Annotated in this window: 8 protein-coding genes; 5 read left to right on the top strand and 3 right to left on the bottom strand. The window is 40.6% G+C overall.

Annotated elements, in window-relative coordinates:
- Positions 1-135 precede the first annotated feature (135 nt).
- Positions 136-744 carry an outer membrane beta-barrel protein gene (locus tag BLR37_RS21845; protein ID WP_039479998.1) on the top strand — a complete coding sequence of 203 codons (609 nt, stop codon included), beginning with the start codon at positions 136-138 and terminating at the stop codon, positions 742-744.
- A gap of 80 nt (positions 745-824) precedes the next feature.
- On the opposite strand, the gene BLR37_RS21840 is transcribed toward BLR37_RS21845, so the two are convergent.
- Together BLR37_RS21840 and BLR37_RS21835 are read right to left on the bottom strand one after the other, a co-directional pair.
- On the bottom strand, positions 825-2,477 hold the full coding sequence (locus BLR37_RS21840; protein WP_090772384.1) for a M28 family metallopeptidase: 1,653 nt from the start codon (positions 2,475-2,477) through the stop codon (positions 825-827).
- 52 nt (positions 2,478-2,529) lie between these two features.
- Positions 2,530-5,274 (bottom strand): S8 family peptidase, encoded by a 2,745-nt coding sequence (locus tag BLR37_RS21835; RefSeq protein ID WP_167356665.1) that lies wholly within the window; start codon positions 5,272-5,274, stop codon positions 2,530-2,532.
- A 202-nt stretch (positions 5,275-5,476) separates the two neighbouring features.
- On the opposite strand from BLR37_RS21835, the gene BLR37_RS21830 reads away from it, so the two are divergent.
- A complete protein-coding gene (locus BLR37_RS21830) occupies positions 5,477-6,313 on the top strand; it encodes a M57 family metalloprotease (protein WP_090772380.1) in 837 nt (278 codons plus the stop codon).
- 435 nt (positions 6,314-6,748) lie between these two features.
- Here BLR37_RS21830 and BLR37_RS21825 read toward each other — a convergent pair whose 3' ends face one another.
- Positions 6,749-9,256: a S9 family peptidase gene (locus BLR37_RS21825; RefSeq protein WP_090772378.1), complete on the bottom strand. Its 2,508-nt coding sequence runs from the start codon at positions 9,254-9,256 to the stop codon at positions 6,749-6,751.
- Positions 9,257-9,432: 176 nt separating this feature from the next.
- Here BLR37_RS21825 and BLR37_RS21820 point away from each other — a divergent pair, with 176 nt between their 5' ends.
- Genes BLR37_RS21820 through BLR37_RS21810 form a run of 3 tightly spaced genes read left to right on the top strand, consistent with a single transcriptional unit; the run spans position 9,433 to position 12,398 of the window.
- Positions 9,433-10,314: a polysaccharide deacetylase family protein gene (locus BLR37_RS21820; protein ID WP_039480003.1), complete on the top strand. Its 882-nt coding sequence runs from the start codon at positions 9,433-9,435 to the stop codon at positions 10,312-10,314.
- A 15-nt stretch (positions 10,315-10,329) separates the two neighbouring features.
- Complete coding sequence (locus BLR37_RS21815; RefSeq protein ID WP_090772376.1) at positions 10,330-11,193, top strand: polysaccharide deacetylase family protein; 864 nt, start codon at positions 10,330-10,332, stop codon at positions 11,191-11,193.
- 38 nt (positions 11,194-11,231) lie between these two features.
- Positions 11,232-12,398, top strand: coding sequence for an RsiV family protein (locus BLR37_RS21810; protein ID WP_090772374.1), 1,167 nt, complete (start codon positions 11,232-11,234; stop codon positions 12,396-12,398).
- Positions 12,399-12,503 lie beyond the last annotated feature (105 nt).

The following is a 12,503-nucleotide window of genomic DNA, read 5'->3' as shown; positions in this document are numbered from 1 at the left end:
GTTGACAGAAAACTGATTTTTTGATGACTTAAAGGAAGTTTTTTGGCACAAGTGTTGACTTTTAGGCAAATATAGTCAGACATTAAAATAGTAAAACTGGCTATATTTTTAACACAAAATATAATTAATAAAACAATGAAAAAACTATTATTATCATTAGTAGCAGTAGCAGGTTTAGCTTTTGGTGCAAAAGCACAAACTGAAAAAGGAAAATTTATTTTAGGCGGTAATGTTGGTTTTAATTCAACCAAAGTAGAAGGTGCTGCTAAATCTGATATCGACTTTAGCGTAATCCCAAGTGTTGGTTATTTTGTAGGCAACAACTTTGCCATCGGTACTGGTGTAGGTTACACTTATGCTAAAACTGTAAGTGGTGCAGCTCCACACCAAATTGGTGCTTTCCAGGTTTCGCCTTTTGGCCGTTACTATGTTGGTTTATCAGAGCAATTTAAATTCTTCGGACAATTATCAGTTCCCATGGCTTTTGGTACCGTAAAAGCAGTTGATGCTAACGGCGATACAGGTGCTAAAGTAGGTACTACTACCTCAATCGGTGTAAACATTGCTCCAGGTTTTGCTTTCTTCCCAACCAAAAGAATCGGTATCGAAGTATCGGTTAATGGTTTAGGTTATGCAAACAACCAAATCAAAGCTGAAGCAACCGGTGCAAAAACTACTACCAACTCTTTCGGTTTAGAAGCTAATACTTTCGCACCAAAATTAGGTGTACAGTTTCACTTTTAATTAAATCCTTCCAACAGGAAGCATTTAACTAATGACTTTTTTTCGAAAAGCGTCCCGAATACCTACGGGGCGCTTTTTGTTTATTTCTCTTCTCTAATGGCTTTAAATTCAGAGCCTGTTTTCCACTTTGGAAAGGTATCTTCATTGCTTAGGCGGTAGCCCAAGTCAAAAAGCATCCGTACATCTGCTACAATACCTGATAAATCCCAGGTTTTGGCATCAAAATTATCTTGTGGCGAGTGATAGCGCATTTTGGTAAAATCGGCAACCTGTTTTAATCCCCATTCCCTTCCATGCTTAACATTATCTACACCAGAACCCGTAAATAACGCCGGAACACCAACTTTAGCCAGGTTAAAATGATCGGAACGGTAGTACAGGCCAGACGATGGAACGGGATCAGGAACAATTACCCTTCCCTGTTTTTTAGCAGCTTCGGCCGCATAATCTTCGAGTTCTGACTGACCAAAACCATACACCACGACATCTTTGGTTTTACCAGCTATACCCATCATATCCATATTGATATTGGCAACCGTTTTAGCCAGCGGAAAAACCGGATGTTTGGCATAAAATTCTGACCCCAATAAACCCTGCTCTTCTGCCGTGTAGGAAATAAATAAGATGGTGCGCTCAGGATTTTTGGGCAGTTTTTTAAAAGCCGAGGCAATTTCGAACAACGAAGCTACTCCGGTGGCATTGTCAACCGCACCATTGTAAATCGAATCGCCTTTAACTTTTTCCCCTATTCCCAAATGATCCCAATGGGCCGAATAAATAATGGCTTCATCTTTACGCTTGTTGCCCGGTATAGTGGCCAATACGTTATAAGTGACCGACTTTTTAATGGTGTTTTTAATTTTAAGAGAGGTAGTAACATTTAAATCAACAGCCTTAAATCCTTTTTTGCGTGCATTTACAGCGAGCTGATCAAAAGATTTTCCATCCAGTGCAAAAAGTTGTCTCGCTTTATCTAAAGCAATCCAGCCTTCAACCACTGCCCTGTTCATGCCATTATCGGCCGATTGGAGATTGAGTTTGGATTTAGACCAGCCACTTCTTACTACTGTCCAGGGATAAGCGGCAGGCTCGGTATCATGCACAATAATAATCCCTGCAGCGCCTTGTCTGGCAGCCTCTTCAAATTTATAGGTCCAGCGGCCGTAATAAGTCATGTTTTTTCCTTTAAACAAGGTCGAATCGGCAAAACCCGGATCGTTAATCAATACCACTACCGTTTTTCCTTTCACATCTAAACCGGCATAATCGTTCCAGCCATATTCTGGCGCAACAATACCGTAGCCGGCAAAAACCAAAGGCGAATTGCTGATACCTACCTCCTCCTGCACGCGCCTTGTACCTGCAACAAAATCGGTTAGGTAATTCAGTGTGAGGGATGCTGTTTTTCCCTTCAGCACCATTTTGTCTTCAGGTATTGATTTGATCTCAACCATGGGCACTTCCTGAAAATAACTCTTGCCATTGCCGGGTGCTAAACCCAGTCGCTCAAACTGTGCCTTTAAATAGTTAATGGTTTTGGTTTCGCCCTGGGTAAAGGGTTTTCTTCCCTGTAAACTATCGGCAGCAATAACCGAAAGGTACTGCGTTAAGCTACTATCGTTAATGGCTTTGATGGCCAAAGAATCGGCAGTAATTGCAGTTGTTTTTGCTCCTTGTTTACAGGAAACAAAAAATAAGAGCGCACAAGCAGAAAACAGGCATGTTTTTTTCATATCAAGGTGTCATTTTTTGAAAAATACGAAGAAATAGGGAGAATATAATCAGTTACTTCTTAATCAACTTAAACTTTTTAACCTGCTGCCCATCCTGTACAATTACCCCCACATACACCCCGGTTGCCAATGCATTTACCCCAAACCGGTTAGTGCTTGATGCTTTTTCATCGAAAACTTTTTGTCCAAGCATATTATAGATAGATAGGCTATAATCTTTAAACGAACCGCTTAAAATAGTGAGGTAATCGCTTACGGGATTAGGATAAAAAGAAAAGTCGTTCTCTTTAAGAAATACCGCTGAAGCTAAATCGCTGCTATACTTCCCGTTGGCGGTTTCGAAAGTAACCCGGTAAAACTGGATCCCCAGTTTTGGGTTTTCGTCCAAAATACTGTAATCCAGCTGATTTTGAACGGGCTGTGTTTGTTTTAAAACCGTATAGGTATTTACGCCCGTCTGTTTCTCCCAAATGATATTTTTAATATCGAGCGTAGTACCAATGCTCAGGTCGAGCCTGATTTTGTCATCACTGGTATTACTGGCCGATAAACTCCTGACATAACAGGCAACACCCTGCTGGGTATAATCGATGGTATAACTCTTTAAACCAGTAAAATTAGTCCCGTTCGCAGCTACAGCAAAATACTTACTGCTAACTTTAGCCATATCAAGCTTGATTAAAGTATCGGTTACGTTTAAAACCGGCGACAATACATTGTTAACTAAATTGTAAACGGTATAATCTTTGGCGCCAGGCTGTGGATTCCAGTTTAGAACAATGCCATCAGTGCATGCGTAGCCTACTCTCAATATGCGGGGGCTCGAAATTGTAAAAGCAGGACTCAAAATCACATTTCCTTCTACTTCCATTTTTAAAATGGCTTTCACAAAACGATCTGGTGCATTCCAGTTATACAGTCCTCTGCTCAAATCAACACCTGCGGCGATAGTTTCCCAGCTTTTACCTTCATCGTAGCTTATGGATAAATTGCCCGATTGGGAATTATAGGTATTATCCCAACGGATATAATTGCTTTCTGTGGCAAAAAAACTGCCCTCTTTTTCGGGCGTGATGAAAGTAAAGGTATTTTTAAGTCTGTAGCTATAGGCCAAAGCGAAATTTTGCTGGTTGCCCTGTGTAATTCTATCCCCTTTTACGTGAATCTTAAAACTACCAGCCGCTGGATTTTCTAAAGTAACCTGCTGGATATTATTAATTAAATCGGCCTTACGCACAGCTGGCGCTGAAAGTGAGTTTAAATCGGCTGCTCCATTTAAAACCCATGGCAAGGTTAGGCTACCACCAGGACTTTCGAGGCTCAAGTCTAAACCATTTACCAGGCCCTGTGCAGCATTTACTACCGCAGCAGGGTCGTTCCATACCAGCGTAATTTTAACTTCGGCAACATTGGCCGGGATGCTTAAAGGAATAACCAGATCCTGGGCTTTGGCTACCGTATAAACAGCAACCCTGTTCTCATCCAAAGTTTTTAGTGCCTGTGCTACGTTTAATTTTCCATAGCCGTATACATAATCTACGTGTGGCGTTCCTAAATCGTCGGCAGCATTAATTAAAGCAGCTTTAATGAGCGAAGCTGAAGGGGCCTTTTTAAATTTCTGGTGATAAAACTGCTCTAAGAGTATTACCGATCCACTGGTAATGGCTGCAGAGCCCGAAGTACCATCTTCGCCCAAAGCTACTATTTCGGGTTTTACACGTCCATCATAAGCCGGGCCTTTGCTACTTAAATTTTCAGCAACATTTTCGCGGTTTATCCCGCCAATAACCAATACGTTTTTGGCCTGTTTAAAATTCCCCGTTAAATTGGCCCTGGCAGCTATACCCTGATAAAAACCTGCAGAAGGCGTTTGGGTTCCGCTATTTCCTGCCGAAAAAACATGGATTAAGGTATCGGTTTCAAAAATCTGTTTATCGTATGCAGCAGCTTCAATACCGTAGTTATTATCGATGCCCACACCATACGAATGGTTTTGAACCCGAATTTGAAATTTATTCAAATCAGTAGGTAAATCGGGCAGCAGGTTATCGAAACTCGAAAAAGCCAGCTTTGCTTTTGGTGCTGCCCCCAGCCCCCTAATAAATGAGTTACCATTACCAATGGCCAAAGTTGCCATGGTAGTTGCATGCGCAGTAGCTTTGCCCGTAAGTGTAGCTCCCTGTACGGTTTTACCCAAAATATCAAGATCGGTTACATCGTACATGCCTTCTTTAAGCGAAAGGTTAATGCCCGTTCCATCAATACCGGGAAACAGACTATGTGCGTTGGCAATCTGGTTGAGGCCCAAATCTAAACCGTTAATTACTACTTCGGTTTTTGCCTGTGCAATAATATCTGCATAGAGCACTTCACCGTAAGTTAAAACCTGTTGTAGATCGTCAGGTAAGATATAAACAGTGCAGATATTGTTATTGTTATCAACCGATTTAACCTTTAAATTTTTGAGAAAAGCCGGCGAAACGGCTAAATTTTTAACAGCGAGCCTAACCAGCAACGAATCGCTTGTTTTGCTGTTTTTGCTTAGCAGTTTCATTAACCCATCGCTTACCTTCCACAAACCACTGGCTGCCCCCTGGTAAACCAAACTAGACGAAAGCACTGAAACTGTGCTTTTCTCTGCAATAAAGTAATCGCTGGCGAGTTTCTTTTTGGGCTTTAACAATTGAATTTCACTTGCGGTTAAGGCATGGTTAAACCTCACTAATAAGAGCTCGTTCGGCTGTAATAATTCGATATTACCTTTAGTAGCAATAAATTTTTGAAAATTTTTATCCACACCACCGGGTTGTGATTGTGCGTTTAAAGCACCCACGCAAAGACATAATAATATAACTAAAAATACAGTGCTGACTTTCAAGAATATTTTATTGTAAAATTTTGTTTACATCACAATTGTTCTCTAAATTAGTATTTATAAGGTAATTAGCAAATATTATTAACTAACTTATTCAATCATTATTCATTTAAACCTAACAGAAATGAAAAACACCAGATTTTTATCATTGGCAACTGCGTGCCTGCTATTCACTGCCTCATACTCTTGTAAGAGTAATAATACAGAAAACGCAGTAGAGAATAAAACTGATATTTCGAATAATACCCTGGCACAAGTAAAAACGCTGGGCTTTAGCACCGATAATATCCGTAAAGTGGAGGGTGGCTATTTAGTTGAAGGAGATATCCTTTTAACTGAAGATAATTTAACCGAGGTTTCCACAGATGCGAATCTGAATATTGCTGAAACCGAGCAATACAGAACCACAAACCTGGTTAAATCTTTACCACGTGTAATTACCGTATCGGTTACCAACCTGCCACAGGTTTACAGCGATGCTGTTAATACCATGATTTCGCGCTATAATTCTTTAGGCCTGCGCATTACTTTCCAAAGAGCAGCTACAGGATCAAAAGGCAACATTGATGTAGTTGGTTTTAACGAAGGCCCTAGCGGCGGTTTCATTACTTTAGGTTCGGCCGGTTTCCCAACTTCTACAGGTAATCCTTACAATCAGATCAAAATGAATACCAATGAAGCGGCTTATGGCAGCAACCCGAATTTATTGTACCTGGCTTCTGTGATCCAGCACGAAGTAGGCCACTGCATTGGTTTCCGCCATACCGATTACATGAACCGTGCCTTTAGTTGCGGGGCAAGTGGTGCCGGTAACGAAGGTAAATCGACCGTAGGAGCCGTAAAGATTCCGGGAACCCCTTCTCAACCTGATGCAGCTTCATTTATGTTAGCCTGCTCTAATGGTGGTAACCGTACCTTTAATGCAAACGACGTAATTGCAGTAAACTACCTTTACAAGTAAAAAACAAATCAGATCAGATCAGCTAATTACCTTAAAGGTTCCGGATATGAATCCGGAACCTTTTTTTGTTTTTTGATATATGGTTTGTGTGACAAAAACCATGACCACGAACCTTGACCCTGCCATTTGAAACACTGAACAAAGTTAACCAAACCTGATAGCGCCAGATAGCTCCCGATTCCTTCAAATCGGGACTATGGGCAATAGCAGGACTGCAATAGCCGAAGTACTACTGCAATTGCTTTTCGAATGATAATAATTGATGGTTTGTGATGACATGTACCATGGTGTTAGGAAATGGAGATAGGGAATAAAGACCTAAGACATGGCATTTTGGATAGATAAAAAATGGTTTGTGATGACACAAACCATGGCGGTATGCAAAATGCCCTGTGTTTCCACAAGGCATTTCATAAAAATTCAAAAACAAAAACCTTACTTTCCGTTTTGTTCAATATCACGGTCCATTTCTACCAGATCCACATCGGCTGGGGTAGAAAAATCGCCAATTAAATATTTATTAAAATGGTCGGCCAGTTTCCAGAAGGCATATTCGGTCATATCGCCAAAACCATGACGCTGCCCTGGAATAAGCAAGAAATCGAAACGTTTACCAGCTTTCATCAAAGCATTAGCCACACGGATAGAGTTTGCCGGGTGTACGTTGTTATCCACATCACCGTGCATCAATAATAAATGTCCTTTAAGGTTCTTAGCCAGATCAGGGTTTTTATCAATGCTGTATTTAAATGAAGTATCGCCTTTTAACGAAATGGTTTCTTTCACCCCATGGTGTTTCTCACTCCACCAGCGGTTGTAAATGCTGTTATCGTGGTTACCTGCATTTGAAACAGCCGCCTTAAAGAAATCGGGGTAAACCAACATGGCAGCTGTAGACATAAAACCGCCACCAGAATGACCGGTAATACCCACTTTAGTATCGTCGATAAATGCATATTTTGAAGCCAGCTGCTCAACAGCAGTTTTCTTGTCGGCCAAACCATAATCGCGCAGATTTCCATAACCATAGGTATGGTACCATTTAGAGCGCGAAGGATTACCGCCACGGTTACCCACTGTAATAACAATATAGCCAAACTGCGCCAAACGCTCGGTACGGTCCATGCTTTTGCTAAAGGCTTTGTTTACCGCCTCAGTTTGTGGTCCAGGGTACACATACTCGATAATCGGATATTTTTTATTCGGATCGAAATCGAAAGGCTTATACATTACACCATACAAATCGGTTATGCCATCATCAGCCTTAACCTTAAAAGGCTCGGGGAATTTATAACCGGCAGCCATCAGCAATGAAAGATCAGTAGTTTCTAACTCCATTACTTTTCGGCCTGAACCATCATACAAAGTAGATTTTGGCGCTGTGTTTACCCTCGAGTAGTTATCAACAAAGAAAGAATTGTTATCGTTCATGTTAATGGCATGATCGAAATCGCCCGCATTTAACAATTTCATGTTCGAGCCATCGAAATTAATGCTGTATAAATGTAAATAGTAAGGGTCTTCTTTACCTTCCCGGCCATTTGCAGTGAAATAAAGCACACGCTTTTTCTCGTCGATATTTACAATACTTTCGCAGTGGAAAGCACCTTTGGTAATCTGGTTTTTCAGTTTTCCATTTTCATCAAACAGGTAAAAATGTGCCCAGCCATCGCGCTCGCTCCAGTGAATCAACTCTTTACCATCGTTTACCAAACCCGGACGGTTTACTTCGACATAGGTATTAAAACGCTCGTCAATTAATGGAGTAACCTTACCGGTAGCAATATCAACGGTACCGATATCAATGCGCTTTAAATCGCGACTGGTGCGCGAGAAATAGAAACGGCTATCGTTACCCAGCCAAACCGACGGACGGAATTCGTTATCGCGATCTTTATTTAAGGCTGGTTTGCTCCAAACGGAAATGCTTTGATCTTTAAACGCCGAAACATTGAGTTTTTTGTAGGTTTTTGCATTAAAATCAAACAACAATACTTCATCCTGAGGGGCCTCTGCCTCACCTGGCATCTGATATTTATAAGTTTCTAACGTTGGGCGGCCAGGTGTAACACTGTTAATTACCCAAAGATCTTTCACCTTACGTGAATCTGTACGATCTAACACAAAATACTTCGAATTTGGCGACCAAAGCACATAAGCTCCCCGACGTTTTTTATTATTTTTCTCATTCTCTACGTTATTTTCACCATCGCCATCACTCCCGTACGAATAAAATTTAACGCCATCTTTGGTTAACTGGTGCTCTACAATGGTGCTATCGTCTTCATTTTTAACTGCTTTTTTGTAGTTCTCTTTATCCATCCAATACAAATTGTAATTGCGCGAAAAGATAATCGCCGATGAATCGGGTGCTACAGAACCCCAGCCTGGTTTTGGTTTAGGTCTGCTGAAATTAGGGATCTCAGTTAATTTCGCCGTAGCCAGGTCGTATTTAAAAGAATAGACTTTTTTCTGCAATGAATCGGCCGCTTTTTTATCCTTGCGGTCTTTTTTCAGTTCATCAACCGTACTTTTAACTTCGAAAGAAATGCTTTTTTCATCAGCTGCAAACTTCAGGTTTTCTAAAGGCAGGTGCTCGGCATCAAAAGGATCGCGTACAATTAAAGTAATATCTGCAGCCAGTTTGGCATTATCGAACATTACTTTTTTGCTTTTGGCAGCGGCATCAACCAGGTACCAGAATTTGCCTTTTGGGCTTTCGAAAGTGTACCAGAAACGGTTACTTAGTTTTAACCAATGTGGATCTACAGCAGTAGAATATACCATTTTCTTCAGCTTATTTGGCGAAAAACGCGAAGCAAGCTGATAATTTGCCTTGGGTTGAGGCTGAATATTTTCGGTAATGGTAAATGTTTTGGTTTGTGCGGCAACAGTTAGCGACAAAAACTGCGCGCAAACAAGTAGTTTGTAAAGTTTATTCATGAATAATTGTTTGGAGCGGCTAAATTATTTAATTAAAGCCGATTAAGGTGTTTAATTATGTAATAAATACGATAGTTTATTTAAATATCACGCCCACACAAATAATTATCAACAACATTACATTTGATATAAAATAACTAAGGGATTTTATAGTTTTGCAAGCATATATAATAACTATGAAATACAGCCTACTAACGCTAATTACAGCAGGTGCCATCCTATTCGCCAGCTGCCAATCTAAATCACAAACAGAAAGTTCAACAGGAAAAGATTCGACTGGTAAAACAGTGCAAACCACTGCAAATACCGGAGCTGCTGCCGTTGATGTATCGAAAATAAAAGTGGCTGATGCCAAAACCATCTTAGCCCGCAAACAAGTGCCTATTTTGTGTTACCACCAGGTTAGAAACTGGAAACCGACTGATGGAAAAGTGGGTAAAGATTATATCGTAGAAATCCAGAATTTTAAAGATCAGATGAAAATGCTGGCCGACAGTGGTTACCACACCATCCTTCCCGATCAGCTTTATGCTTACCTGAACACAGGTGCAGCCTTGCCAAGTAAGCCCATTATGTTAACTTTTGATGATACCGACATGGACCAATTTACGATTGTACGTCCGACCTTAGATAAGCTAGGCTTTAAAGCAGTTTATTTTATCATGACGGTTTCGATTGGCCGTAAGGGTAAATTTGTAGATTACATGACTAAGGAGCAGATTAAACAACTTGCTGATGAAGGCAATGTAATTGGCAGCCACACTTACGACCATAAAAACTTTAAAAAATATGCTGGCAAAGACTGGGAAGAGCAACTGGATAAGCCAACCAAAAAACTGGAAGAGATTACAGGTAAAAAAATGACTGAATTTGCTTATCCATTTGGTTTATGGAATGCAGAAGGTATTCCTGAATTGAAAAAACGCGGTTTCAGAATGGCTTATCAGCTTTCTACCAAACGTGATGAAAAAGATCCTTTGTTTACCATCCGCAGAATCATAGCAAGCGGTTACTGGTCGCCAAAAACGTTGAGCAACAGCATTAAAAACAGCTTTTAATTCCAAAAAAGGAACATGAAAAAATTTCTGCTCTACGGCGCCCTTTCTGCTGTGTTATTTGCTTCATGCCAGCCATCAAACGCAGCAAAGGAAAAACCTGCCGCAAAAACGGCTACTGAAGCGGTTAAAACAGATTCGGTAAATACAAAACCTGCTGATGCCAAAACGATCCTCGCCCGCCGGGAAGTACCGGTTTTGTGTTATCACCAGATTAGAAACACCACAGCGAGCGACAGCAAAAGGGCGCACGATGATATTATAGCGCCCGATAAATTCAGGGAACACATGAAAATGCTGGCCGATAGTGGTTACCATTCTATTTTACCCGATCAGCTGTACAATTATCTGGTATATGGTGCCAAATTACCGGAGAAACCCATTATGATTACTTTCGACGATACCGACGAAGATCAGTTTACGGTGGGCAACTCCACACTGAAAAAATACGGGTTTAAAGGCGTTTATTTTATCATGACGGTTTCAATCGGTAGAAAAGGCCGCATTAATTACATGACCAAAGAGCAGATTAAACAACTTTCTGACGAAGGAAATACCATTGCAAGCCATACCTACGACCATAAAAACTTTGCCCAGTTTACGGATGCAGACTGGAAAACCCAGATAGACGAGCCAACTAAAAAACTGGAAGAAATTACAGGCAAAAAAGTGGAATATTTCGCCTATCCTTATGGGGTTTACAAAGCGGCAAATCTGCATAAACTGAAAGAGCACGGATTTAAGGCCGCTTTTATTTTATCGACCGCACGCGATGAAAACTATCCCCTCCTTACCATCAGGAGGATAATTGACCCGGGAAGATACACCGCAAAAAACCTGTATTACAGCATTAACAAGAGCTTTAATAAAACAAAACCTTAGTTTCGACTGTAAGTTATAAGCGAATTAATTGTTGCTTTATGAAATATCTTATCCCATTTTGCCTTTTCGGATTGCTGATTGTATCGGCTTGTAACAACCCTAAAAACAATACAAACAGTACCGAAAGTGCTGACAGTACCCAAACGACCAAAACCGCTTTACCTGAAAACTTTTACAAACGTTTAACAGGTACAATTGCCGGTAAAACAGTTGTAGTGAATCTGCAAAAAGTAAATGGCGAATATGATGGAAACTATTATTATGATGGCTCCTGGCTTAATTTGGCCAGCGATACTTTAATTGGAGCAGATAGCGTAGTGTTGCGCGAGAACAGTTTTTACGATTATTACTTCGACCAGAACGCCAAACAACCCCATTTTTCTTTAAAATGGACCGGTAACGCATTTAAAGGTACCTGGGAAAATGGCGATAAAACCAAACAACATCCGGTTTTACTAACAGAGACCTATCCCGAAGGTAGTTACGAATTTATAGCCGGTATTTATCAGGATTCGGCAAAGGCTTTTGCGAGTAAAGCCAAATCGCCTTCAGCACAAATCAGCTTCGAATATTTACAAGCTAAAAAGCAAGATGATTATGGCATGTGGTTAGATAAGCAGCTTAAACAGATAGTTGGTATTAAAAACAATGCAAATCGCGAAACTGGCTTTAAAACTATCGCACAGGCCTACTTCAAAGATTATGTAAGCGAAGTGGCCGACCAGCAAAAAAATGGCAGGACTGACGATTTTGAAGCCTGGATGAATTATACCAATAACAGCCAGCAAAGCATAAGTTTTAATGGTAGTGGTTATGTGGTAATCGATTTTCTGGCTGATAGCTACACCGGTGGAGCCCATGGTAATTATAGCAGTACCATGTATTGCTTAGACGTGCAGAGCAAAAAGCAAATGACTTTAAGCGATGTAGTTAAGATTGATAGCAATACCTTACAACGAATTGTAGAAAAAAACTTCAGAAAAGAATACAACGTTAAAGCTAGCGATGCCCTTAACTCGGTTTTGTTTGATAATTTTTTAAAGCCTAACAAAAACTTTTACTTCAATAGCAGCGGGCTTGCTTTTATGTACAACCCTTACGAAGTGGCCAGCTATGCGCAGGGGCAGATTGTGGTGTTTATTCCTTTTGCTGAACTAAAAGCTTACCTCGTGCCAGCTTTTGTTACAAGAATGGGGTTGAAATAAATTTCACTGCTGTATTGCGTTAAAAACGCCTAATTATAACGCACGCGTTAGAAACGAGCGCGAGGATAAATGAAAACTGCCAATTGCCAACTGATAATTTCTGCG

It is taken from the genome of Pedobacter soli, from assembly GCF_900101435.1.
In the GTDB taxonomy this organism is placed as follows: domain Bacteria; phylum Bacteroidota; class Bacteroidia; order Sphingobacteriales; family Sphingobacteriaceae; genus Pedobacter; species Pedobacter soli.
Note: the sequence above shows the minus strand (reverse complement) of the source record. Positions and strands in the feature narration are given on the sequence as shown.

Coding starts and splice junctions, on each gene's coding strand:
- BLR37_RS21845 (WP_039479998.1), top strand. CDS start 136: ATGAAAAAACTATTATTATCATTAGTAGCAGTAGCAGGTTTAGCTTTT.
- BLR37_RS21840 (WP_090772384.1), bottom strand. CDS start 2,477: ATGAAAAAAACATGCCTGTTTTCTGCTTGTGCGCTCTTATTTTTTGTT.
- BLR37_RS21830 (WP_090772380.1), top strand. CDS start 5,477: ATGAAAAACACCAGATTTTTATCATTGGCAACTGCGTGCCTGCTATTC.
- BLR37_RS21825 (WP_090772378.1), bottom strand. CDS start 9,256: ATGAATAAACTTTACAAACTACTTGTTTGCGCGCAGTTTTTGTCGCTA.
- BLR37_RS21820 (WP_039480003.1), top strand. CDS start 9,433: ATGAAATACAGCCTACTAACGCTAATTACAGCAGGTGCCATCCTATTC.
- BLR37_RS21815 (WP_090772376.1), top strand. CDS start 10,330: ATGAAAAAATTTCTGCTCTACGGCGCCCTTTCTGCTGTGTTATTTGCT.
- BLR37_RS21810 (WP_090772374.1), top strand. CDS start 11,232: ATGAAATATCTTATCCCATTTTGCCTTTTCGGATTGCTGATTGTATCG.